Genomic DNA, 24,384 nt, shown 5'->3' on the forward strand with positions numbered 1-24,384 from the left:
TAGACCACTTTGTCTCCTTCCGTTCGACACGCCAGATCGCGGTTGAGCTCCACAGACCCGGCAGGAAACATCGGTCATTGAACTTGCGGCATTCACCTATTCACCGCCACCACCCCCATCCTTGAAAGTCGAAAATGTCCCTCTTGGTCTCAATTCCATTCCACTCCACCCAATCTTTCCCCGCATGAGGTCAGGATGTCTGAGGCTGCGAAGGAGGCACGGGACGTCCGATGGGTTTCAATCGTTCCCTCAGCATATCCCCACGCAACAAGTCCCGCTCTTCGGCCGAAAGCTTCTCAGCGTAGCCCTTCTGCAAATGAGCGGGCTGGGTCAAGATAAAGAGCTCGTCGACCAAAGCACGCTCGGCCCCCTGGAACATTCCCAAATCCACTCCGAGGCGGAACAGCGAGAGCAAATTCATGGTTTCCTTGGAGGAAACGCTAAAAGCGTTCGAAAGGATGCCGTAAGCCCGGCCAATGTGGTTGAACACCATCTTCGACCGGTTTTCGAGCAGCGTCACCCGCGCGTTTTCCTCATGCTCGATGAGTTGGAGCAGCACCTTGTTCAATCGCTCGACGATCTCGCGCTCCTCCTCGCCCAAAGTCATCTGGTTGGAAACTTGGAACACATTCCCCAGCGCCTCGGTCCCTTCCCCATAAAGCCCACGCACGGCGAGGCCCAGCTTGTTCACCGCCTGAATGATCGGATTGATCTGCTCGGCCAGCACCAGCGCCGGCAAATGAAGCATCGCGCTGACGCGAATGCCGGTGCCCAGATTCGTGGGACAAGCCGTCAGATAGCCCCAATCGCTGCCAAACGCGTAGTCCACCTTGGTCTCCAGCGCGCTGTCAAACTGGTCGATGGCCGCCCAGGCCTGCTTGATCTGCAATCCCGGCCGCAAAGCCTGCATGCGCAAATGATCCTCCTCGTTGATCATCACGCAAATCGACTCGTCCCGATTCAGCGCCAAACCGCTGCCGGCCCCCTTGGCCGCGTGCTCGCGGCTGATGAGATGACGCTCGACCAGGATCTGCTTGTCCAGCGCGCCCAGGCGGTCCATGGAAGCCGACAACGCTCCGGTCATTTGCGGGAGCCCCTCGACGGCGGGCTGCAGCAGTTCAAGCACGCGCAGCCGGTCCTGCTTCTTCGCATGCGTCGGAAACGCGTACCCATTGACGTTTCGGGCCAGCCGGACACGGCTGGTCATCACGATGCGGTCATAGGGCCCGGTTCGTCGGCAGGACTCGGCGGGCGACACCAGAAACTCTTCCAAGTTCAAACCCATAAACTAAGCCGCGGGCGCGTTCGTGAGAGCGGTCTTCAGCCGCTTGATTTCGTCTCGCAAGACCACCGCCTGCTCAAAGTCTTCTTTGGCCACCGCCGCGTCGAGGCGGGAGGTCAGTTCCTGCAGCTTCTCGCCAAGCTCCCGGCTGTGCTGGCGGGATTGGGGCACTTTGCCAACATGGCGAACTCCCTTGTGCATGGTCTTGAGGAGGGTGGGAAGCTGTTCCTGAAAGGTCTCGTAACACATCGGGCAGCCCAGACGCCCGTTCTTCTTGAATTCGGCATGGGTGTAACCGCACTGCGCGCAGGAAACGTCGCTCGATGCCGAAACCTCCGCCTCTTGAGCGCTCCCCAGCCCAAGCAACAAATCAGCCAGGGAAAATCCCGTGGGGTCATCGGCCCCCTTTTCTTTGGAGCAAGCCTCGCACAGATCCACCTTTTTCGTGACCCCTTCGACAATCTGGGTCAGGTGGACCTTGGCTTCGTTCTTTTTGCAGAAGTCACAAAACATGATTCAATCCATAGCATAACCGGCCAACCCCCGCACTCGAAATACCGCCGCCCGCACGGGAGGACTGGCCCTTAGGAAACGCGCCGTTTCGATCTCTCCGGAAAAATCGGCTCTCCAGACGCCAGGGTCAAGCCGTGGTATCGCTGAACCAAATCGCGAGTCACCGGACCCGGCTTCCCATCACCGATCACACGTCCATCGACTTTGACCACCGGGATAAGCTCGGCGCCGGTCCCGGTGAGAAAACACTCGTCGGCATTAAAGACATCGTAGCGCGTCAAATTGGGTTCCTCGACCGCGATGCCTTTCTCCCGGGCCAACTCGATCACCACCCCGCGGGTGATTCCATACAGCGCCCCAGCCGACAAGGGGGGCGTGAACATGCGGCCCGATTTCACCAAGAATAAATTGTCCCCGGTGCATTCCGCCACATAGCCGTCCGAATTCAACATGATCGCCTCCTCCACCCCCCCGATGTTGGCCTCGATCTTGGCGAGAATGTTGTTCAAATAGTTGAGCGACTTGATGGCCGGATTAACCGCATTGTGCAAATTCCGGGTCGTGGCCACCGTGATGATGTCCATGCCCTTCTCATACAAAGAAGGCGGATAAAGTTGAATCTTCCCCGCGATAATGATCACCGAGGGGTTCTTGCAGCGGTTCGGATTGAGCCCCAGCGTCCCCACCCCGCGCGTCACCACCAGCCGGATGTAGCCCTCCCGCAGGTTGTTCGCGCGGCACGTCGCCACCACCGCATCCATGATCTCCCGGTGCGTCATGGGAATCTCCAGCAAGATCGCCTTCGCTGAATAAAACAGCCGGTCGATGTGCTCCTTGAGTTTGAAGACACGCCCCCCGTAAGCCCGAATCCCCTCGAAGATGCCATCCCCATAGAGCAACCCATGGTCAAACACGGAAATTTTGGCGTCCCGCTCGCGGTAAAGTTTGCCGTCGATAAAAATTTTCATGACACGCGCGCGGAGCCTACCGGAGCGAGCCAAAGCGGTGCAATGGCGGAGTTCCCGGGCCTGGATTTGCCGGTGCATCCAGAGGCGGTCGGTGACTGGGCTGTCTTGGTAACGCAGACAGCCCTGTCTGCTGTTTCGCAGGCTGCCCAGCCTGCGGGGCGACGAAGGGAACCAGGCGCGTGGAGATCATGGAAGGGCCTCGTTCTTCACCCGCCGGGCCGACGGGCAGTCGGCGATACGGCAGGCTGGGCAGCCTGCGCCACACGACAGACAACTTCGGCATGCACGGTGGATTTGCGGTTCGACATTCGAACGCGGCCACGCCATCCCTTGAGGAATGCTCACCACCTCATGGAACCTCAGCCGACCCCACCCGCGAAATCCCAACCCGGGCGGTCTGCTTCTACCCGCCCTGGCCTGCCTGCTCGCCTCACTCCATCCAAACCTCGCCGCTCAATCGGCTGTGGCTCGCGGATTTCCCAACTCCCTCAAACCCGCCCTGTCCTCCATCGAGGCCCACCAAATCCTGGCCCACACCACCGTTCTCGCCTCCGACGAATTCGAGGGACGCGCGCCTGCCTCCCGCGGCGAAGAGCTCACCGTCGCTTATCTCCAAAACGCTTTCGCCAACATGGGGCTCAAACCGGGCCATACGGATGGCACTTTCATCCAGAAGGTTCCCCTCACCAGCACGAAATCGGAAATCCAAGCCCAACTGCATCTTCCCTCCGGCACGGTGGAACTGCAGCGCCCCCAGGATTACGTGGGCTGGTCACCGCGATACGAATCCCAAGTCGAAGTGGCCAAGAGCGAGCTTGTCTTCGTCGGCTACGGCGTCCTGGCTCCAGAGTACCAGTGGGACGACTACAAGGATCAGGACGTTCGGGGCAAGACGCTGGTCATGCTGGTCAACGATCCGGCGATTCCTGATCCCAAAGATCCCGCGAAACTGGATGACCGCCAGTTCAAGGGCCGCGCCATGACCTACTACGGACGCTGGACCTACAAATTCGAGATCGCCCAGACCAAGGGCGCCGCGGCCGCCATCCTCATCCATGAAACCGGCCCCGCCGGTTATCCTTACTTTGTCGTGATCAACAGTTGGAGCCGCGAGACCTTCGACCTCCGCGAACGAACCCAGCAGCCGATCGCCGTGGCTTCCTGGATGAGCCTGGAACGAGCTCGCTCGATGCTGGCCGCTTGTGGAGAAGATTTTGAAGCGCTCAAGCGCAAAGCCGTCCGGCGGGATTTTAAACCCGTCCCGCTTGGAGCCCAAGTCACTTTCAAAGTACGCAACACATTCAGGCAAGTGGAGTCTCAAAATGTCCTGGCCCGCCTCGAAGGCAGCGATCCCAAATTGAAGCAGGCGCACGTCATCTACACTTCACACTGGGATCATCTGGGCCAGGATCCCAAACTGTCTGGGGACACCATTTTCAACGGAGCGGCCGACAATGCTGTCGGCACCGCTTGTTTGCTCGAAATGGCGGAAGCCTTCACGCGGTTGAAAACGCCACCGAAACGATCGATCCTTTTCCTGGCGGTCACGGCTGAAGAGCAAGGCCTGCTGGGCTCGAAACACTACGCCTCCCACCCGGTCTATCCCTTGTCGCGAACGTTGGCCAATATCAACCTTGACGGCGCCAACACCTGGGGACGCACGGCCGACCTGGCCATCATCGGATTTGGAAATTCAACCCTGGACGATCTCGTCATCGCCGGAGCCCGGTTTCAAAATCGCGATGTGCGCCCGGAACCCACGCCGGAAAAAGGTTATTTCTACCGGTCCGACCATTTTGAATTCGCCAAAGTCGGAGTGCCCGCGCTCTACCTGGACAAAGAGGCCGTTGTTTATCTGGACCACCCCGGCGACTACGGCCGCCAAAAGCGGGAGGCTTACATCGAGAAAGATTACCACAAAGTCTCCGACCATGTGAGACCCGACTGGGATTTGACCGGTGCGGTGGAGGACGCGCAGTTGCTCACCTATGTCGGCTGGCGCGTCGCGCAAGGCTCGGAGTACCCGCGATGGAAGCCGGGAACGGAATTCAAAGCCCGCCGTGAAGCCATGCTCCGCTCCTCGACCGGCCGCTGACCTCAAATCATTTCTGCAAGGTATTCCTACGCCTCCTGCCCGCTACTTGAGGCCTGCATACACACGATGCACGTCGTCGTGATCGTCAAGCCCTTCCAGGAACGCCACGACCGATCGCCGCTGTTCTTCGGCCAACTCGACAAAGTTCTTCGCCAAGTAACGCATTTCTGAAGCCTGCACCACCCAGCCCGCCGCCCTCAACGCTTTCGCCACCGCGTCCAAATCGCGAATCTCCGTGATAAATCGGGCTCCCGTCTGACCTTCGGACACCTCCCCGCCTTCCAGCGGTTCCACGTTCTGCGCCCCCGCCTCGATGGCCGCGGCCTCAATATCCTGGCCCTCGCCACCCGGTCGCACCGCCTCCACCACACCCATGTGATCGAAAAAGAAAGCGACGCTGCCGGGATTGCCCAACTGGCCGGATTTGAACAGATTTCGAATCTCCGGCGCCGTCCGATTGCGGTTGTCCGTCAGGCACTCGACGATCACCGGCACCTTGTGCGGCGCGAACCCCTCGTAGGTCACCTGTTCGTACGTAATTTTTTCGTCGGTCAATCCCGCGCCCTTCTTGACGGCGCGATCGATCGTGTCCCGCGGAACCGAGGCCTTGCGGGCGGACTCCACCGCGGCGGAAAGCCGGGCGTTCAAGTCCGGATCCGCGCCGCCAAGCTTGGCGGCAACCATCAATTCCCGCACGAGCTTGCCAATCACTTGTCCACGCTTGGTCGCATTCGCGACGCGGCCCGCTTGTTTCCATTGAGCACCCACAGCCCGTTGATAATGCCTCGACCGCGAGAGATCAACGTGTTTGCGGTGAAATGTCGAAACCGCCACACCTAGAGGTCGATCTGCCAAACCCGAGCAAAACCCCTCGCGATGAAGCCCGTCTTCAGACCCAATTCGGAAAAACCAGGCCGCTGGCTACGATTCACTCTCGCAGCCGCCCTGGCCATCGGCGAGACGGACAACGACCGCGCCCGCGAAGCTTTGCGATGGCTGGTGCGCCTCGTCTTCCTGGCCCTGCCGGAAAACGGACGCCTTCGGGCCGGCTTTGGCGAGTTCGCTCGGAATGTTCGGGCAGACGCTGGAGGGTAACGAAAGGCGCGAGGAGGCGCTGGCCAGTTTTGCCGAAGGCGTGCGCTTGCTCACACCACATTTTCAGGCGCTCCCTGCCGCCCATGCGTCGCTCATGCAGGGGCTGGCGCAGGAGTATCAGCGCCTGGCGCAAGCCCTCAACCAGCCGACGGACGAGGCGCTGCTCGCGCCGGTGGCCGCAATCTTCGCGCGGCTGCAAGCGCCGGCTCCAGCCGGGACGACGAACCAATCGCCACCGTCGACTTGAGCCACCGGCCACGGACCGGGCACTGATCAGCGAACTGAGACTGGGCCTTGGCCTCACGGTGATCCTGCGCCCAGTAACGAGCGCGGCGGGATCGATACCAGCGAGAGCTTTCGAAACGATTCAACTCGGCTGCTTCGATTTCGCGCGCTTTGGTTTGTCTTTGGACGCCAGGGCCTCAGGACGGGCGGTGAGGCGTTCCAGCAGCGCGAGCGCAATGGTCTGGCGCTCTGGAGCGAGGGTTTGGAGATGCTCGCGGTGATCGTGGGCCACGAAGGCGTCGCGCACGGTTTGGAAGGGCGTGGCGTCCGGCAGCGAATCCAGCAGGGCCAGTGCCTCGGCGGGCTTGGTCAGACGGGCCAGACGGAGCAAGCCGTCCACGGTGAAGTCAAAGACGTCGTCGGCACTGGGATGGGTGAGGCACCACGCGACCAGGGAGGGCAGCAAGCCCTGCCAGTCCCCGGCTTGTTCGCCGCAAACCTGAAGGAACATGTGCCGTGCGAAGCCATGGCCCGGCTTGAGTGAAACCCCTCTCGTGGCGCAGGCACGGGCTTCCGCGTGGTGGGTGCCGGTCCGGCTGAGGATCTGAGCCAGGCCAGTCCACGGAGACGCATATTCCGGATCGAGTTCGATGGCCTTGCGGTAGGCGGACTCCGCGACGGTCCAAGCCTCCTTTTCCTTGAAGAAATCCGCGAGTTGACACCACCAGCTTGCCTGATCCGGCTTAAAGCCGAGCTTCTTCCTCAGTGCCTCTGGCATCGTCTTGCAGAAACCAATGATTCCGACCTTGGGCAGATCCGCCTGCGCCCGCTCGGGATTGAACCATTCGTCCAGCGATTCCCAGGCGGTGCTTTCCCATCCTTCGCGCAACGTGGCAGACATGAGTGCCCGGCGGTCCTCGCCTTCTTCCGCGCGGGCCAGCGCGCTGTGCAGCACCGAGTGGGCGTCGCGCCGTCCTTCGGGGCCGCACTCGGCACCTTCCCGCGCCGCCCGGGCCAGCACGTCCGCCGAGGCCCGGTCGGGAAACACAATGCGGACAAGGGCCACGAACCAGTCCAGCCGGTTCCGGGCCGCGCGTCCGTGGCGCATGAGGTAGTGGATGTTCGAGAAGCGGTCGGCGAGCAGGTAGGTCTTGCGCTTGGGCCCGCCCGCCGCTTCGCGCAGGAAGCCGGCCTTGACCAGCGTGCGAAGCTGGGCGCTCACCTGATTGCTGGGCAACCGGGTGGCGGTGGCCAGCGAGGCGACCTCGACCGGATCCCAGGCCAGCGCGACGGCGTCGAAGATGCGCTGCTGCTGCACCGGGAGCGCGTCCACGATGGCCTTGAAGTAGGGAGTGAACTCATCCATCAGCCGCTGCAGATCGGCGCGGATGTCGCCGCGCAACCCTTCGACCAGCAGACGGTAGAAGGTCTTCACCAGCCGGGGATTGCCGCCGGTGAGCAGATGCAGGGCGCGCACGGTGCCCTGCCGTTCCTGCAAGGTCTTCTCGATGGAGGCGTCGCCCCGGCTCTTCGCCAGAGCGAGCAGGCAGGTTTCCATTTCCTCGGCCGTCAGCGGGCGGAGTTCAAAGCAGCGGAAAAAGTCGTAGAACGGCTGGTCCACTGAGGTGATTTCATCGAAGTAACGCGTGGCCGCGCCGATGACCATGACGCGTGAATCTTGCATGAGGAAGGCGCGCAGCCTATGGAGCGGTGCGGGATCGGAGATGGAGCTGAGCACGTCGTTGAGGTTGTCGACGAGGAGCAAGGCCCGGCGACGGCCACGATCCACCAGTTGGAGGAAGGTTTCGCGGGCGCGGTCTTCGATGTCAGACGATGCCGTGACGAGAAGTTGATCAGCCAGCGTGCCGGGGGAATGGGTGACGTGTTCCCATTGGCGGAGGCATTCGAGCCAGAAGTCCGCCAAGTCGCCCACACGGCGACTTTCCTCATCGAACACGACGGGCTGCCAGCCCGATGCGAGGGTCGTGTCGCGGTTGACCCGATGCGCGATGGCCCAGAGCGTGGTGGTCTTGCCCATGCCGCGCGCACCGATGAGCAGGCAGTGTTGCTGGGGCTGTCCGGGCTTGTTGCCGCGGACAATGCCGAGGATCGTCTCCAGCATGGGCTGGCGGGCGGTGAACTGTGCGAGCAGATCTTCCGGCGCCAGCAGGGCTGGATTATAGAGGGCGAAAGCTTGTTGAGCCATGGGGTCAGTCGGTTTTGCGGAGCCAGAAATCCCGGAGGATGTTCGAACCAAAGCGAGTGCGGCGTGGAGCAGCGGTTTCTTGAAGCACGTAGCCGTCGTGTTTGAGCGTGTCGAGCACATGGTCGAGCTCCTCGATGCCTTCAGTCGTCTGACTTAACGCGGGTTCGAGTTTCTGGTGAAGAAGGTCAAAGTCCTCCCGGCTCAACCCGTTGTTGGAGCGGCAGACGGCTTTGAGAATCTCACGGCCCAGGCGGCGCTCGCTGTCGGAAAAGATGTCCTTCAACCGGTTGAACATGCCGTCGCAATACTGGTTGCGGCTGCCGTTGACTAACCGGTTGCGATAGATCGCTTCGAGCTCGGCCGTGGTGGGAGGTTTCTGGAATTCGCCGTCTTGGATTTCGGAGATGAAGAGTTGCAGCAAGATCGGCCAGTTCGCGCCGAGCAGGCTGAGGATTTTCTTCTGGCCCGGTTTACTGAGGGGGACGTCGTTGTGCTCCGCAAGGGTGGCCAGCAAGCCCAGCGCTTCCTCGTCGGTCAGCGGCGGAATTTCATGCGCGTCAAACTCGTTGATCGACGCAGCCAAACCAAGTTTCCGCACCACTCCCTTCAAGCCAATGGAGCCAGTCACCATAAACCGGACCTTTTTCCCTTCAGTTCATTCCGCGCGGCGCGAAACCAGTTGAGCACCGCTTCGACTTCGTCTCGGGATCGCTGCTTGGCAACGAGCTTGAGGAAGGTCGGAAACTCATCGGCGGGCTTTCGCCATCGGCAACCCTCGCTCGGAGCCCTCAACTCAACACTGGCCACACCGGGGACTTGAAGCTTCTCAATTCCAGACAGCAAAGCGGCGACTTTCCCTGTTGCTCGCGCGGCCCAACCCTTCGGTTGCTGCAAGGCTTCTCTGAGCTTGTCCAGCATGGCGGCCAGCCAGCCCTCGACGCTGTCATGCTTTTCCAAGTTCAGCAGGATCGGCAGGAAGTGGCCCGGGTTTGCCTCAATCTCTTCAAGGCACGAGGTCTTTCCCGTCCGGCGCGGGCCAAGGAAGGCCACGTTGTCCCGCGCGAGCGCACGGCGGAGTTTCGCGATCAGGGCGGGGCGTTTGTAGAAGTTTTCTCCCGTTGCCGGAGATCCGATTCGCAGTTCCATGCAAAGTATTCATTGCGCAATAAATTCATTGCGCAATAAAATTGTTGCACAAAGTTTGAGAGATGAGAAAAGCCGCCCCGGTTGCCACGAGGTGGCATGGCGAGCCACTTAGACCGGATATTTCATGCTGAGCTTGCATCCGCGACAGTACCCCGCGTGAGGGCACGCGGCCAACCATCGCGACTGCCTCCGTGTTTGTAGGCCCGGTGTCCTCACCGGGCGTCCCGTGCATGAAATATGCGGGTTAGACCGGACCTGCAGTTGCGGAATCAGAACCCCTGACCCGGCGCGGTATCAGGTTGAACCCACTTGGCGGTCAATGGGGCGGAGCTCGGGAGAATCGTTTCCTTTCAGGTGAACCAGCCGGGCAGCATGAGGACCGCCAACGGACATAGATTTGGAGACGGATATACCACGACGGTTGAACGGCGTGAAGATTTGCAAAGGCCTGGATGAGAAAGACATGACGAAGAACCCAAAAATCATTCTTAATATCCTTATCACAAGATACTTATGCCGTTCGAATAAAATTTACAAACATGAGTCTACATGTTGACACTCTAAATTTTATAGACAAAATTTATACATGAAGCTCTTCAATGAAATCGAACATGGCGATGGACCTCGAGAGGTTCGGGATGGTTTCTCTCAGTACATGGAGGCGGTGGGGAAGGTAGCTTTGTTGTCCCCTTCCGATGAAATCGAGCTGGGTGGTAAGATTCAAAAGGGAGATGACAGCGCACGCGAGAAGATGATCTGTGCCAACCTTCGCTTGGTTATCAAAATCGCGCGCGAGTACGAAAACCTCGGCCTCCCTCTTCTCGACCTCATCAATGAAGGAAATGTTGGTCTCATGAGGGCGGTGGACCGTTTCGATCCCACCAAAGGGGTGCGATTCAGCACCTACGGGGCGTGGTGGATTCGCCAGAGCGTCAGGCGCGCCGTGACAAACCAATCGAAAACTATCCGTCTCCCCATCTATGTCGTCGATCGCCTGGGTCAGATGACCCGCGTGGCGGCCAAATTGAAGGAACTGCTAGGCCGGGAGCCTGCCGACGAGGAGGTGGCCACGGAAATGGGCATCAGCCTGAGGCGGGTCACACGTCTGCGGAAGGCTTCCATCAACACGACTTCGCTCGACGCGCCTGTCGGCCCGGATCGAACGTTAACCTGGGCCGAATGGCTCAAAGATGAGAACTCCGTCTCGCCCAGCCACTTGGCCGACACCAGCGCCGAGATGAGACGCCTTTCCAACCTTCTAACGAGACTCCCGCCGCGCGAATCGTTCATCCTGAAATTGCGTTACGGACTCGACGACGGCCAGGAACAGACTTTGGAGGAGATCGCCGGGCGCATGGGCGTGACTCGCGAGCGCATCCGCCAATTGCAAAACACCGCCTTGCGAAAACTTCGAAAAATGTACGAAAAACCATCCCGTGCCACGGCTTGATCCAACCCACCATCCCCCCTACGGAACTGCCTCGATCCTCAGAGGAGAAGCTTCCTCAAGGAAGGTTCCACACTGGATTGAGCCCAAGACTGGAGCGTCATAGCTCAATTGCTTCACCGCCACGCGCCATGGACTCACCACCCCATCGCGGTAGATGAAGCGGAGACCGGAGGAATCGTTTGTGATGAGTTCATCAACCTGCGGAGCTTGAAGACCGACAAGACACAGCAATCCGGAGGCGGCCACCCCTGGGCAAATCGGCTACTTCATCGGCTGGCCTGTGGGCCACTCCTGGGTTAGGCGACGGGGCCCAGGGTCCCCAATGAGCTTGGGTCGGTCGAGGGTGGCCAGCTTGGTTTGGGATGCTGGCGGAGGCAGCCGGATCGCGAGGGTGGAGGCCGGATCCAGGGTGCGGTTTGAGCTCGTCTTTGGAAATCCCTCTTGCTTGCGCGAAGCTGCGGTTGGTAAACCGTAGCGGCTTCCGGGGGATCCGGGCGTTGGGAGATAGCTCTTAAAGTCGAGGAGCTGGTCCAATGCAAGCAGCTCATCGCCGAACATGGGAAAATCTCTCATCATAGCGGAAAAGCCGTCCGTGGCCTCGGATATCGCCAAGGCCTTGGGGGGCTTCGCCAAGAAGGACGATTATTTCGAAAGCGACCAGCATGTGATCTCGTCCGCCATCGGTCACTTGGTGGAGTTGCGCGTTCCGGAGGCCTACGAGGTGAAGCGCGGCAAGTGGAGTTTCGCCCAACTGCCCGTCATCCCTCCCGAATTCGATCTGGCTCCCATCGAGAAAGGCGAGGCGAGGCTCAAACTCCTCACGCGCTTGATCAAGCGCAAGGACGTGGACTCCCTCATCAACGCATGCGACGCCGGGCGCGAGGGGGAGCTGATTTTCCGCTACATCGTCCAGCACGCCAAAACGGACAAGCCGATGACCCGTCTTTGGCTGCAATCCATGACCCCCGCGGCCATTCGCGAGGGGTTTACGGCTTTGCGGGACGATCGTTCCATGCGCCCCCTGGCCGATGCTGCCATCTGCCGGTCGGAATCGGACTGGCTCGTTGGCATTAATGGCACCCGCGCCCTGACCGCTTTCAACTCCAAGACGGGCGGATTTCAGTTGACCACCGTGGGTCGCGTGCAAACCCCGACCCTGGCCATTATCGTCGAGCGCGAGGAGCGGATCAAACGATTCGTCGCCCGCGATTACTGGGAAGTCCACGCCACTTTCGTCGCCGCCTCCGGAGAATATGCCGGACGCTGGTTCGACGAGAAGTTCACCAAGGACAAAACGCGGGAGGCGGACGCCGAACTCAAACCTGAGCGGATTTGGAACCGGGCCCATGCGGAAGCGATTCGCGCCAAATGCGCCGGACGCTCCGGACTGGTCACCGAGGAAAGCAAACCCAGTACGCAGCTCTCCCCGCTCCTTTATGATCTTACCAGTTTGCAGCGCGAAGCGAACGGGCGCTTCGGCTTCTCGGCTTCCGCCACTCTCAAACTGGCTCAATCGCTTTACGAGCGGCACAAGGTCCTGACCTATCCCCGCACCGACTCCCGGGCCTTGCCTGAAGACTATCCGGCAACCGTGCGCAAGACGCTCGACTCCATGGAGGGATCCGCTTACGGCTCCTTTGCGAATCGCATTTTGGAAGAGGGCTGGGTCAAGCCGAACAAGCGCATCTTCAACAACGCGAAAGTTTCGGACCATTTTGCCATCATCCCCACTTCGATCGCTCCCAAGCATTTGAGCGAACCCGAAGCCAAGCTTTACGATCTGGTGGCGAAACGGTTCCTGGCGGTGTTCTTCCCCGCCGCCGAATTCCTGGTCACCACCCGCATCACGCGGGTCGAAGAGGAAGCCTTCAAGACCGAGGGCAAGGTGATGGTGCAAGCCGGCTGGCTCGCGGTGTATGGAAGGGACATCGAAGGCGACGACGCGCCCAGTCTGGCCCCGGTCAAACCGAATGAATCCGTCCTCGCCAAGACCGTGGAAGTCAAAGAGCTGCAAACCAAGCCGCCGGCCCGTTACACGGAGGCCACGCTGCTCACGGCGATGGAGGGCGCCGGCAAGTTGATCGAGGACGAAGAGCTGCGCGAGGCGATGAGCGCGAAGGGCCTGGGCACACCGGCCACCCGGGCGGCCATTATCGAAGGACTGCTTTACGAGAAGTACCTGCTCCGCCTGGGACGAGAATTGCAACCCACAGCGAAGGCCTTTTCCTTGATCACGCTGCTGCGCGGTTTGGAAATTCCCGAGCTCTGCTCCCTAGAGCTGACCGGCAACTGGGAGTTCAAACTGAAGCAAATTGAGCAGGGCGGCCTCCGCCGCGCCGAATTCATGTCGGAAATCGCCGTCATGACGCGCCGCATCGTGGAGCAGGCCAGGAAACATGAGAGCGACACGGTTCCCGGAGATTTCAGCGAACTCAAAGTGCCGTGTCCCAAGTGCGGCGGCACCATCAAGGAGAATTACAAGAAGTTCCAGTGCCAGCGTTGCGAATTCGCACTCTGGAAAATTGTCGCGGGTCGGCAGTTCGAAATCGCGGAGATCGAAGAACTCATCACACAACGCAAGGTTGGCCCCATCCAGGGTTTCCGCAGCAAAATGGGCAAACCTTTCGCCGCCGTCATCAAACTGAATCCCGACCTCAAACCGGAATTCGATTTTGGACCGGGGTCGGGGGGAGCCGACGGCCAGGCGGAGGCGATCGATTTCTCGAACCAAGAACCGATGGGCATCTGTCCCAAGTGCGGCGCCAAGGTCTTCGAACACAACATGAGCTATCTGTGCGAGAAAAGCACCGGACCCGCCAAGAGCTGCGACTTTCGTTCCGGCAAGATCATTCTCCAGCGGCCCATTGAGCCCGACCAAATGCGCAAGCTTCTGGCCGGCCGGCGCACGGATCTGCTTCATAAATTTATTTCCAAGAAAGGGCGTCCGTTTTCCGCCTTCCTCGTGGTGGGTGAGGGAGGCAAGGTCGGATTTGAGTTCGCACCGCGCGAACCCAAGGCCCGCAAAACCGGCGGAACGCCGGGAACAACAGCGGCGGCACCTGCCGCGGACTCCCCCGCCTGAAGCTGTGATCCTTGCTCTCCTCACCGGTCTCTCCGCGGGCGCGTATCACGTACTGGCGGGTCCGGATCACCTGGCCGCTGTGGCTCCCCTGGCGGCATCATCTCGAGTGCAAACGTGGCGGCTGGGATTGCGGTGGGGCGCGGGACACGCCGGAGGGGTGGCTTTGGTGGGACTCGCGGCGCTGTTTGTCCGCGAATGGGTGGCGGTTGAGAACCTCTCGGACGTCAGTGAAAGGTTGGTGGGCGTGCTGCTGATCGCCCTTGGTTTGTGGGGACTCCGCCAAGCCTGGAAGAAGCGCCTGCACGGGCACCGCCACGATCACGACGGACGACGCCACTGGCACGTGCACCTCCACGGCCAGGCCGATCGCCACCATGTCCATGACGAGAACACGCCGCATCAGCACACGCATACCGCGCTGGCCGTGGGCACGCTGCATGGCCTGGCCGGTGGCTCGCATTTCCTGGCCGTGCTCCCGGCGATGGCCTTTCGTTCCACCGCGGAAGCCATGGCCTACTTGTTGGCCTATGGTTTGGGCACCGCCACCACCATGGCCGGGTTCGCCGCCGTGATTGGATGGACCTTTCAGGGCGCCGCGCGGAGAAGCGCCCTCCTTTACCGGCGTGGCATGGCGGCCTGCTCCGTCGCCACGTTGATGACCGGCGCGTACTGGCTGCTCATTTGACCCGAGGCCGCAAGTCTCAGAACTCCTGATCTGGCGTGGAATCAGTTTGAGCCCGCTTGGCGATCGATGAGGCGGAGGTCGGAAGAATCGTTTCGGTTCCGGTGAACAAGCCGCGGAGCTTGAAGACCACCGGGGGACAGAGATTCGGAAGCGGACATGTCCAATGCTTGAGGGTTCTCAGCAAGAGGCATGAGCCGAAAGATGACGAAAGAATTTCTCGCCGCTGCTGAGTTGCCGTTTCCAGGTTGAATCGCGCCAAGCCCGCTGGCAGCGTCTCGTCGTGACGCATCTTCCGCGCGCCAAAGAAGTTTTCCGGATCGAACTGGCGGGTATACGGGCGGTGGCTCAACACCTCGACGGCACCTTCGACCGCGCCATCGAGGCCATGACGGAGACGCTGGAGCGCCGCGGCAAAATCGTTCTCGTTGGCGTCGGCAAGTCGGGGTCCATCGGCAAGAAAATCGCCGCCACCTTGACCAGCACCGGAGCGCCCGCGGTGACGCTCGATCCCGTTGATGCCCTTCATGGAGATCTGGGGTTGCTCGGAGAGGGCGATCTCGTTCTGGCGCTGAGCTACTCGGGGGAAACGGAGGAATTGCTCAACCTGCTTCCCGCGCTGAAGCGGCTTTCGATCACGCTGATTGCCTTGACCGGCAATCCGCGCGGCACTCTGGCCCGGCATAGCCAGATCGTGCTGAACACCCGGGTGCCTCGCGAAGCTTGCCCTTTCAACCTCGCGCCCACCGCCAGCAGCACCGCGACCTTGGTCCTGGGCGACGCCTTGGCCATGGCCTTGCTGCAAGCGCGCGGATTTCGCAAACAAGACTTCGCGCATCGCCATCCTTCCGGCACCTTGGGGCGTTCTCTTCTGGAAAAGGTGAAGGACATCATGCGCCAGGGCGAAAGGCACGCCGTGTGCCCGGAATCCACACCCGTAAAAACGGCCTTGTTGAAAATGACCCAGGCCAAGAGCGGCGTGGTGTGCGCGATCGACCGGCGGGGGCGCCTCTCCGGCGTCTTTACCGATGGCGATTTGCGCCGCTTGATGGCCCGGCCCCATCACTCGCTCGACGCCCCCTTGCGGACCGTGATGACCCGGCACCCCGTGCATGTCAGAGAAGAGGCGCTGGCAGCCGAAGCCGTCGCCATCTTCAACCGACGCAAGATTGACGACCTGGTGGTGGTGAACCGAAAGGGCGAACCCGTCGGACACATCGATTCCCAGGATCTCGCCCGCTTGAATCTCTAGTGACCCCTTTTTACCAACGCTTGGCCGAGGCCCTCAAGGAATCCGATCCCTTCGCGCTGGCGCTCATCTCCGGCGTTCGCGGGTCGAGTCCCCAGAAACAAGGCGCCAAAGCGCTTTTCTTCGCCGATGGCACGATCGCGGGCACGCTTGGAGGAGGATGTCTCGAGGCTGAGATTCAGGATCGAGCAAGACGTGCGATCAGAACCGGCGCTCCCGCGACCTTCGAACTCGTCCTCGATCATGACTTCGGATGGGACGACGGCCTGATTTGTGGCGGTCAAGTCGAGGGCCTGATCTTGCCTGCCGTGCGGGAAGCAAGCGATCTCTGGAACCAGATCGCTTCCGCCACCTCGCCCGTTTCTTGGGGAGTCCGGTCCGATTTTTCCATCGTTCCGTGTTCCTCCGCGCCCGCTCCGTCCGTCGCGAGCAACGCGTGGCGTTACATGGAAACGGTGCATCCCCGTGAGGCGTTGTGGATCGCGGGATCGGGACACATTGCCCAGGCGGTGGCGGAGTTTGCCCATCGGCTCGAATTCGAAGTCTCCGTCTTCGACGACCGCCCGGCGCTCGCGAATCGCGTCTGTTTTCCGCACGCCTCGCGGTTCCGCGTCGATTCCTGGGAACGTTTGCTTGAAGATGTCCCCGTCGGACCGCCCGCCTACGGACTCATTGTGACGCGAGGACACCAGCACGACGCCCTGGTGCTCAAGGCCTGGCTTGCGCGGCCCTTCGTCTTCCTCGGCATGATCGGGAGCCGGCGAAAAGCCCGCATGCTTCGCGAACGATTCATCCAGGAGGGTTGGGCGACGGAATCGACCTGGGCGAAACTCTCATGTCCGGTCGGCATCGACTTGCCCGGCACATCCGTTTCCGAGATCGCAATCAGTATTGTCGCGGAGCTGATCCAGCGCCGGGCCGCTCATCGAACCTCACAACTTCATCCAAGCGCGCAATGGGTCGCTCTCCCGGGGAGTCGTCGCATGACGCCTGACTCGAAAACGGGCTCGCCGCGGTCCGTTCCGATAAGCTTTGGCGAATACGGCGCCGTGATCCTGGCCGCGGGTGCTTCCACGCGCATGGGATGCCCCAAGATGCTGCTGCCTTGGGGCAAGAGCACGGTCATTCAATCACTGGTGGAACAATGGCTGCGCGTCGGCGTGCAACAAGTGCTCGTGGTCATCCGGGCGGACGACGAACCACTGCGGAAGCATTTGGTTGAGGGGTCCACGTGGCGGGCGAGCGACGGCCGGGCCCGGATCTTGGAAAACAGCGCGGCGGAGCAAGGGATGTGGAGCTCTGTTCTCTGCGCGTCAAACTGGGGTGGATGGATTCCTTCGGTGCGCGGCATCGCCATTGCATTGGGAGATCAGCCGCATTTGGAGGATTACTTGCTGGACCAATTGCTCATGCTCCATCGCGAGGCTCGCGGCGGCAGGAGCGTGGCGCGGCCCCGGGTGCGGGGTCAATCAGGCCACCCGGTGGTGTTGGCGCGGGAGGATTTGCAGTCGGCCTCGCTCGGTGGCGCGGCGCACCTGAAGGACCACCTGGAACGGCTTCGTGACCGGTGGAGCTTTCTGGAGGTGGAAGATTCCGCGTGCCTGCACGACATGGACGTTCCTGAGGATTATCGCGAATTGATCGCGCTCAAAAGTGTTCGTTCGAGCCCATCACCATCATCGTTGGATGCGTGAACACGAATGAAAAACAGAATCTTGTCATCTGTTCGTCGCTCTTTTGTTGCAATTCGCGTCCTCCTTCGATAAATAATGGCGCGTCCACAAATCCAAAACAATCAAACCAACTCTCCCGCACTTCGCGGGTCTCGATCGGAGGTGAGTGCCTCGTGCCAGCAGCCAAGAAAAAAGCAGCAGCTAAGAAGCCAGCCAAGAAAGCAGCAGCCAAGAAAAAGTAGCCGAATCCGATTACTTTCTTGAATTCACCACCTGCAAGGCCGCCGCGGGATTTGGACAACCCCCGCTACGCCTTGCAGGTTTTTCTTTCCCTGCGTCCGACTTGATCCCGCCCGACCATGTCCAAACTCGTGTTTGATATCGAGACCACGGCCATTCCCATCGATGCCTTCGATGAAGCGCAGAGGGAATACTTGCTGCGCGATGCCGAACGTTTGCCGGACCTCGCCGCACGGGAACTGCGGAAGGCCGAGATCGTCCAGCAATGCAGCCTTTGGCCGCTCACCGCCCAAGTGCTTTGCATTGGCATGGTCAATGTCGAGAGCGGTCGCGGCCAGGCCCTCTTCCTGGCCGACGACTGTGAAGTTGAACCGAGCCCCGACAAGGTGGAATACGTTCCCTGCGCCGAGGAAGCCGAGTTGCTGTCCGCGTTCTGGGACATTGCGCCCAAGTTCGACCATATCGTCACCTTCAATGGACGCTCGTTCGATGTGCCTTTCCTGTATTTGCGATCGGCTTTGCTGGCCGTTCCCATTACGCGCAAGGATTGGCTGGGCTACCGGTTTCAGACTGAGCCGCACTGCGACTTGGCCGAACAACTGACCTTTTATGGGGTCAGCGGACGCGAAGGCGCGGCGCGGCGGTTCAATCTGGACTTTTACTGCAAAGCGTTCGGGTTGGATTCCCCGAAGAGCCACGGCGTGTCGGGGCTCGACGTCCGGCAGTTATTTGCCGAGGGACGGCACCGGGACATTGCCGACTATTGCATGCGCGACGTGTTCGCGACCGTCGAGCTCTACAAGATCTGGCGAGACCGGCTGGCCGGCATCAAGTAATTCCTCGAATCGAATCGACGTTCGGGTGTTGCTGCGGCGGGTCTGCGACACAGCCGCGCTCCGGCGTCTTCGGAGCGCGACGGTGCGGAAAGCCAGTCGCAGCAGACCGAGCAGAATCACTTTGCTTTGGGGGGACAATTACCCAGGGCAGCCACGCGTTGCGGGTCAACCCTGGTCTGAGTGATCCTTAATCCGGCCGTTGGCGATTCTGTAGGGACAGACATCTCAAAAGATGCCTCCAAGGCATACATTTCATAAATCCACTCGATCAATTGCCGTCACGAGTCGTTCGGAGTACTGCCCTCAGGCGGCTGCCACTGCGTGAATGCGGATCTCCCGAGGTGTCCATGCACCTCGGTTCCGGGGGGGCGGCGTTCCACCGCCGTCCCACCTTTTCAGAGGGTGATCAAGATGGGCTGCGGTGGAACGCAGCCCTCCCGGCGTGGTTCATCGTCCCAAGGCGCGTCCAAAATGGGAGGATCATGCGCCAGCCCATCGTGGACATTCGCGTGCAGACGCAAGCAGGTTACCACGCGTCAAGGGCTCACTCCACTTGCGATCGGGCCAATCGCCCGTCAACCAGACCAGACCCGGATGAGACGCCTGTTGAACGCTTGTCAAAAGCCATCTCGGCGAGGACAAATGCAGGCCATGAGCAAGCGCCTTGAGGCTATTTCGGACGAACTCGCGGAGTGGATCGCCCAACAAAAAATATTCTTTGTCGCCAGCGCCCCGCTTTCCGCCCAGGGCCACGTGAATTGTTCTCCCGAGGGGGGTGACAGTTTCAGGATCCTGGGGCCGCACTCCGCCGCCTACACCGACTACACGGGCAGCGGGGCCGAGACGGCGGCGCATCTCATGGAAAACGGGCGCATCACGATCATGTTCTGCTCCTTCACTGGACCGCCGCGCATTGTGAGACTGCACGGTTGCGGGAAAGCCGTCCTGCCGTGCGATCCCGCGTTCGCCTCCCTTGCCGGCGCTTTTCCCTCCCACCCCGGAATCAGAGCCATCATCCGGATCGGCGTGGAACGGGTTTCCACTTCGTGCGGATACGCGGTCCCGTTTTTCGATCATCAAGGCCCGCGGAAGACACTGGAAGACTGGGCTGGCGCGAAAGGTGAAGCCGGACTTCAAGCCTACCGGGCCGAGAAAAACCGGATCAGTCTCGACGGACTTCCCTCCCTGGCGCATGAAGCCCCGGGCGGAAATCTTCCCCTCACGTCATGACCCCGGTTCAGGGATCGCTTGATTGGACAGGGGGCCTCCGTTAGTTTCCCTTCATGGCTCTGCACAAGTTCTCCTCGGTCATCCCTTTTCCCGAAAGAGCGCTGGCCTCGGGCGATTTGGAAACTTCAGGAGAAGAAACCTGGTCGCCCAACACCGACCTCTACGTGAGTGGCGAGGGCGCGGTCATCACCATGGAACTGGCTGGAATCCGGCGGGAAGATTTGGAGCTTTCCGCCGATGGCCAGCGCTTGCGCGTGCGCGGCCTTCGAGGAGATGACTCCCGCCCGGGCGGTTGCAACTACCTCGCGATGGAGATTCATTACGGGGCATTTGAAAAAGCCCTCGACTTGCCGGCGGGTTACGATCTGACCCAGGCACGCGCCGTGTATCACAATGGCATCCTCCGCATCGAGGTGCCCAAACGGCCTGGCCCCGCCGGCGACCGCTCGATCACCGTTCAGTGAACGCCGTTGTAACATGAGTACTCCCGACACGGAGTTCATCAATATCCTCGATTCAAGCTCGAGTTTCGACACGGCCTTCACGACCAAGGCCAGTCCGAAAAGCCCGCCCTCCGAGCTGCCCATTCTGGGACTGTCGGACATCGTCATCTTCCCCGGCATGGTGGCGCCCCTGCTCGTGGAAAGCGCGGGCAGCATCCGGCTCGTCGATGACGCCGTGGCCGGGGATCGCTTTGTCGGACTGGTGTTGCAACGCAAACCCGAGGTGCAGGAACCCGTGCCGGCGGACCTCTACATCGCGGGTTGTCTCGCCCGCATTCGGAAAATGCTCAAGTTTCCGGACGGCACCGTGCGGGTCATGGTCGAGGGATTGCGCCGGTTCCGCATTCTCTCCTACGTCGCGGAATCGCCCTACTTGCGGGCGAAGATCGAGACCCAAAAGGATCAAGTAGAGGATACCCTTGAGCTCACGGCGTTGCGGCGAAACGTCCAGCAGCAGTTCCAGGAAATTATCGAGCATTCCCCGGCGCTTCCGGAGCAGGTCAAGGTCGCGGCCTTGAACACGGACAAGCCGGGCAAACTGACCGACTTGGCGGCGGCCAATGTCAATCTGACTTTGGCCGAGCGCCAGGAACTGCTGGAGCTCGTGGATGTCAAGGAACGGCTGACCCGCATGGTTCCCTGGCTCCGGCGCGAGGTTGAAGTGCTTCATCTGGGCTCGAAAATTCAACGCGAGGTCGCCTCGTCGATGTCGAAAAGCCAGCGCGATTTTTTCCTCCGCGAGCAGTTGCGCGCCATTCAACGCGAATTGGGCGACGCCGACCCGCTCGGCTCCGAAACCCAGTCCTTTCGCGACCGGCTTTCCGCCTTGTCGCTGCCCGAGGAGGCGCGCACCGTGGCCCAGCGGGAGATCGAGCGCATGCAATCCATCCCGCCCTCGGTGGCCGAATACACGGTCGCGAGAAATTACGTGGATTGGATTCTCGGTTTGCCGTGGGGAAAAGTGACGGAAGACAAGCTCGATCTGGCCGAGGCCGAAGCGATTTTGAATCGCGCTCATCACGGGCTGGCGAAAGTGAAGGACCGGTTGCTGGAGTTCATCGCCGTCGTCAAGTTGCGGCAAAAACACAAAGGTCCCGTGCTGTGTCTGATTGGCCCACCCGGCGTGGGCAAGACTTCCCTGGGACAAAGCGTGGCGGACGCTCTGGGCCGAAAGTTCATTCGTATCTCCCTGGGCGGCATGAGGGACGAGGCGGAAATCCGCGGCCACCGGCGCACCTATGTCGGAGCGATGCCCGGACGCATCATTCAGGGGCTTCGCCGGGTGGAAAGCTGCAATCCCGTCCTGCTGCTTGACGAGTTGGACAAGGTGGGTGCGGATTTTCGGGGTGACCCCGCGGCGGCACTGCTCGAAGTACTGGATCCGCAGCAGAACCACGCGTTCAACGATCACTACCTCGACCTTCCTTTTGATTTGTCGCGCGTGCTGTTCCTGGCCACGGCCAATTGGCTGGACCCCGTCCACGCGGCGTTGCGCGACCGCCTGGAGGTCATCGAGATTCCGAGCTACACCGCCGCCGAAAAACTCGACATTGCGCTGAAACATTTGCTGCCGCGGCAATTGACAGAGCACGGCCTCACGCGCCAGAACCTCGTGATGGACACCAGCGCGTTGCGCCACCTCGTCAGGGATTACACTCGAGAGGCTGGAGTTCGCCAACTGGAGCGGGAGATTGCGGCCGTGACGCGCAAAGTGGCCCGCCGCATCGCTTCCAATCCGTCCCAGACCATTCTGCGTGTCTCCGGCAAAAACCTGCGCGAATGGCTCGGATCTCCGAAGTTTGAAACCGGGAAGCACGAACGCGCGCCCGCCTTCGGTATGGCTACCGGCTTGGCCTGGACACCGGTGGGAGGTGAAATTCTTACCATCGAGGCGTCGAGCATGCCCGGCAAGGGCGATCTCATTCTCACCGGATCCCTGGGGGAAGTCATGAAGGAGAGTGCCCGGGCTGCCCTCAGCTACCTGCGAAGCCATGGTGAGGCGTTTGGCTTGAAAGCAGTGCCCTTCGAGAAGCTGGACCTGCACATCCATGTGCCGGCGGGGGCCACTCCGAAGGATGGTCCCAGCGCCGGCCTGGCGATCGTGATCGCCTTGGCCTCGCTGCTGGCGCGCCGACGGGCCGACAACACCCTGGCCATGACGGGAGAAATCAGTTTGCGGGGGAGAGTGTTGCGAGTGGGTGGGATCAAGGAGAAATGCCTCGCCGCGGCGCGCTCCGGCATCACCGAGGTCATCCTGCCTTCGGAGAACCGGGTGGACTGGGAGGAAGTTCCGGAGGAAGTGCGACGCGCCGTCACTCCGATCTTCGTCAAAACCGTCGCCGAAGCTTTGCCTCACGCATTGCGCGTCAAGAAACACCGGCGCCAAAAATCAGCGGAAAAGAGATAGGATGCCATCGTGAAGCCTAGCAACCCGGGTTGGAGAAAAGAATCATTCGCACGGGTTCTGCTTCTCGGCGGCCTGCTGAGCTGCACATGGCTTGCGGCCGCGGCGCCCGATCTTTTTACAGCGGCCCGTGAGGGGCTATCGCTGGCGGCGCGCCTGCGGGAGCAACGCCCGCTGCCCGAAGCTTCGGGGAGCCTGACCACGCGCCGTGCCGATGGATCCCTCGTCGTTCATGATGTCCGGCTCAAAGTCGTCGAGCATGGAAGCAACCGTTGGAGCACGGTTTACGAGACGAACCCGCGCGGGACGGCCGGCCAGGGAACCAGCGAAAGACTTGAAGTCATCCGCGAATCTGGACAAGCCATTCGTTATCGCCTCGCGGCCGCACCCGGCGGGGAAGGCAAACCCGGTCCGGTCGCGGAAGTTTCGGGAGCGCAGGCGGCGGTGGCGTTCGCGCGGACCGATTTTTGGCTCAGCGATTTGGGCTTGGAGTTCCTCGCCTGGCCCGAGCAGCGGGTGCTTCGGAGCGAGATGAGGAAGAGCCGCTCCTGCAAAGTTCTCGAAAGTTTGAATCCGGGAAGGCAGGGAGAGGATTACGCGCGAGTGATTTCCTGGGTGGATATCGAAACGGGCAACTTGCTGCGAGCGGAAGCTTACGACGCCGCGGGCAAGCGCCGGAAGGAATTCTCCGTCAGCAAAGTCGGGAAAGCCCAGGGCCGCTGGCAGGTGAGAGAAATCCGCATTTACGACCACCGGGCCGATTCCACCACGACTCTGGAGTTCGAGCTCGATGTTCCGGAGCCCTAGCCGGGTGGTTCCCCCTCGGCTGGTTCAGGGAAAAGCGAACCATCGCGTTTCCCCAGCACGGAATGCTTACTTGGTCTTCGTTTCGCCTTCCTTTTTCTCCTCGGGTTTGGCGGCGGCTGAGGGAGGCGGCGCGTTTTCGTTGAGCTTCTTCAAGACGTCCTGGGTGATGTCGTATTGTCCGCTGTTAAAGACGACGACGGGAGTTTCATTGCGGCTTTCGGAGGCGGTGTCCAGAACGAGCGCGTATCCTTCAATCTTGGCCTTGGCATCCACCACTTCCTTGATCTCCTGGATGATTTTTTCGCGCATCCGCTTGTTCTGTTGCACAAATTGATCCTGGGCCTGCACGTCGTACTTGCGGATATTGGCCTCGATCTCCCGGATCTCCTCCAACTTGGCTTCCGCGGAGCGTTTGCGCTTGTCGCGTTCGTCGGAGGAAATGGAAGGATCCTTCGCGCCTTCCATGACCTTGTTGTATTCTTCCTGGGCCTTCTTGAAATCATCAAGCATGCCCTGGCGGAGTTTGAGGATATCCTGGCCGCGCTCCTTCAGTTTGACGTCGGCTTCCTTGGTCTTGTAATAGCCGTCGAAGACTTTGCGCAGATCGATGATGGCGACTTTTTGTTGCGCGAGGGCGGAACTGGCGAACAAGCCGGCAAGGGCGAGGATCAACAAGCGATGAGTTGGTTTCATGAGAA

22 protein-coding genes are annotated in these 24,384 nt (G+C 60.8%); 13 read left to right on the top strand and 9 right to left on the bottom strand.

The features are described from left to right. Positions 1-190: 190 nt before the first annotated feature. From FJ404_11800 to ilvE, 3 genes are all read right to left on the bottom strand, one after another. Complete coding sequence (locus tag FJ404_11800; protein MBM3823548.1) at positions 191-1,279, bottom strand: protein arginine kinase; 1,089 nt, start codon at positions 1,277-1,279, stop codon at positions 191-193. 9 nt (positions 1,280-1,288) lie between these two features. Beyond that, positions 1,289-1,795, bottom strand: coding sequence for an excinuclease ABC subunit B (locus FJ404_11805; protein MBM3823549.1), 507 nt, complete (start codon positions 1,793-1,795; stop codon positions 1,289-1,291). A gap of 71 nt (positions 1,796-1,866) precedes the next feature. Continuing rightward, on the bottom strand, positions 1,867-2,763 hold the full coding sequence (gene ilvE, locus FJ404_11810) for a branched-chain-amino-acid transaminase (protein MBM3823550.1): 897 nt from the start codon (positions 2,761-2,763) through the stop codon (positions 1,867-1,869). Between the two features lie 337 nt (positions 2,764-3,100). Between ilvE and FJ404_11815 the strand changes: the two genes are divergently transcribed. Next, positions 3,101-4,858, top strand: a complete 1,758-nt coding sequence (locus FJ404_11815) for a M28 family peptidase (protein MBM3823551.1) — start codon at positions 3,101-3,103, stop codon at positions 4,856-4,858. Positions 4,859-4,900: 42 nt separating this feature from the next. Here the strand turns inward: FJ404_11815 and FJ404_11820 are convergent, their stop codons facing one another. After that, the gene (locus FJ404_11820; GenBank protein ID MBM3823552.1) at positions 4,901-5,626 is read right to left on the bottom strand and encodes a YebC/PmpR family DNA-binding transcriptional regulator; all 726 of its coding nucleotides are present in this window, start codon (positions 5,624-5,626) and stop codon (positions 4,901-4,903) included. 108 nt (positions 5,627-5,734) lie between these two features. Here FJ404_11820 and FJ404_11825 point away from each other — a divergent pair, with 108 nt between their 5' ends. Then, on the top strand, positions 5,735-5,953 hold the full coding sequence (locus FJ404_11825; GenBank protein ID MBM3823553.1) for a hypothetical protein: 219 nt from the start codon (positions 5,735-5,737) through the stop codon (positions 5,951-5,953). Then, positions 5,928-6,200 carry a hypothetical protein gene (locus FJ404_11830; GenBank protein ID MBM3823554.1) on the top strand — a complete coding sequence of 91 codons (273 nt, stop codon included), beginning with the start codon at positions 5,928-5,930 and terminating at the stop codon, positions 6,198-6,200. The genes FJ404_11825 and FJ404_11830 overlap by 26 nt, the downstream gene beginning before the upstream one ends. A gap of 120 nt (positions 6,201-6,320) precedes the next feature. Here FJ404_11830 and FJ404_11835 read toward each other — a convergent pair whose 3' ends face one another. The 3 genes from FJ404_11835 to FJ404_11845 are packed head-to-tail and all read right to left on the bottom strand — an operon-like array spanning position 6,321 to position 9,530. Beyond that, on the bottom strand, positions 6,321-8,504 hold the full coding sequence (locus tag FJ404_11835; GenBank protein MBM3823555.1) for a hypothetical protein: 2,184 nt from the start codon (positions 8,502-8,504) through the stop codon (positions 6,321-6,323). After that, positions 8,389-9,015, bottom strand: a complete 627-nt coding sequence (locus FJ404_11840) for a hypothetical protein (GenBank protein MBM3823556.1) — start codon at positions 9,013-9,015, stop codon at positions 8,389-8,391. Before FJ404_11840 ends, FJ404_11835 begins: the two co-directional genes overlap by 116 nt. Continuing rightward, the gene (locus tag FJ404_11845; protein ID MBM3823557.1) at positions 9,009-9,530 is read right to left on the bottom strand and encodes a hypothetical protein; all 522 of its coding nucleotides are present in this window, start codon (positions 9,528-9,530) and stop codon (positions 9,009-9,011) included. Before FJ404_11845 ends, FJ404_11840 begins: the two co-directional genes overlap by 7 nt. A gap of 586 nt (positions 9,531-10,116) precedes the next feature. Between FJ404_11845 and FJ404_11850 the strand changes: the two genes are divergently transcribed. From FJ404_11850 to FJ404_11870, 5 genes are all read left to right on the top strand, one after another. Continuing rightward, positions 10,117-10,980: a sigma-70 family RNA polymerase sigma factor gene (locus FJ404_11850; protein MBM3823558.1), complete on the top strand. Its 864-nt coding sequence runs from the start codon at positions 10,117-10,119 to the stop codon at positions 10,978-10,980. Positions 10,981-11,536: 556 nt separating this feature from the next. Continuing rightward, a complete protein-coding gene (locus FJ404_11855; GenBank protein MBM3823559.1) occupies positions 11,537-14,062 on the top strand; it encodes a DNA topoisomerase III in 2,526 nt (841 codons plus the stop codon). Beyond that, entirely contained in the window at positions 13,950-14,747 is a 798-nt protein-coding gene (locus FJ404_11860) for a High-affinity nickel transporter (protein ID MBM3823560.1), read from the top strand. The genes FJ404_11855 and FJ404_11860 overlap by 113 nt, the downstream gene beginning before the upstream one ends. Positions 14,748-15,027: 280 nt before the next feature. Then, complete coding sequence (locus FJ404_11865; GenBank protein ID MBM3823561.1) at positions 15,028-15,996, top strand: KpsF/GutQ family sugar-phosphate isomerase; 969 nt, start codon at positions 15,028-15,030, stop codon at positions 15,994-15,996. Continuing rightward, positions 15,996-17,687, top strand: coding sequence for a hypothetical protein (locus FJ404_11870; protein ID MBM3823562.1), 1,692 nt, complete (start codon positions 15,996-15,998; stop codon positions 17,685-17,687). The genes FJ404_11865 and FJ404_11870 overlap by 1 nt, the downstream gene beginning before the upstream one ends. Here FJ404_11870 and FJ404_11875 read toward each other — a convergent pair. After that, positions 17,641-17,967 carry a hypothetical protein gene (locus FJ404_11875; protein MBM3823563.1) on the bottom strand — a complete coding sequence of 109 codons (327 nt, stop codon included), beginning with the start codon at positions 17,965-17,967 and terminating at the stop codon, positions 17,641-17,643. The two genes, FJ404_11870 and FJ404_11875, sit on opposite strands and share 47 nt — an antisense overlap. Positions 17,968-18,025: 58 nt before the next feature. Here FJ404_11875 and FJ404_11880 point away from each other — a divergent pair, with 58 nt between their 5' ends. The 5 genes from FJ404_11880 to FJ404_11900 all read left to right on the top strand — a co-directional run bounded on the left by FJ404_11880 (position 18,026) and on the right by FJ404_11900 (position 23,686). Further along, positions 18,026-18,742: a hypothetical protein gene (locus tag FJ404_11880; GenBank protein ID MBM3823564.1), complete on the top strand. Its 717-nt coding sequence runs from the start codon at positions 18,026-18,028 to the stop codon at positions 18,740-18,742. 651 nt (positions 18,743-19,393) lie between these two features. Further along, positions 19,394-19,972 (top strand): pyridoxamine 5'-phosphate oxidase family protein, encoded by a 579-nt coding sequence (locus tag FJ404_11885; protein ID MBM3823565.1) that lies wholly within the window; start codon positions 19,394-19,396, stop codon positions 19,970-19,972. Between the two features lie 53 nt (positions 19,973-20,025). Continuing rightward, on the top strand, positions 20,026-20,436 hold the full coding sequence (locus FJ404_11890) for an Hsp20/alpha crystallin family protein (GenBank protein ID MBM3823566.1): 411 nt from the start codon (positions 20,026-20,028) through the stop codon (positions 20,434-20,436). 13 nt (positions 20,437-20,449) lie between these two features. Next, positions 20,450-22,882: an endopeptidase La gene (lon, locus tag FJ404_11895; GenBank protein MBM3823567.1), complete on the top strand. Its 2,433-nt coding sequence runs from the start codon at positions 20,450-20,452 to the stop codon at positions 22,880-22,882. Between the two features lie 6 nt (positions 22,883-22,888). Then, a complete protein-coding gene (locus FJ404_11900) occupies positions 22,889-23,686 on the top strand; it encodes an outer membrane lipoprotein-sorting protein (GenBank protein MBM3823568.1) in 798 nt (265 codons plus the stop codon). A gap of 66 nt (positions 23,687-23,752) precedes the next feature. On the opposite strand, the gene FJ404_11905 is transcribed toward FJ404_11900, so the two are convergent. Beyond that, complete coding sequence (locus FJ404_11905) at positions 23,753-24,379, bottom strand: OmpH family outer membrane protein (protein ID MBM3823569.1); 627 nt, start codon at positions 24,377-24,379, stop codon at positions 23,753-23,755. Between the last annotated feature and the right edge of the window lie 5 nt (positions 24,380-24,384).

The sequence above is a fragment of the Verrucomicrobiota bacterium genome, assembly GCA_016871495.1.
In the GTDB taxonomy this organism is placed as follows: Bacteria; Verrucomicrobiota; Verrucomicrobiia; order Limisphaerales; family VHDF01; genus VHDF01.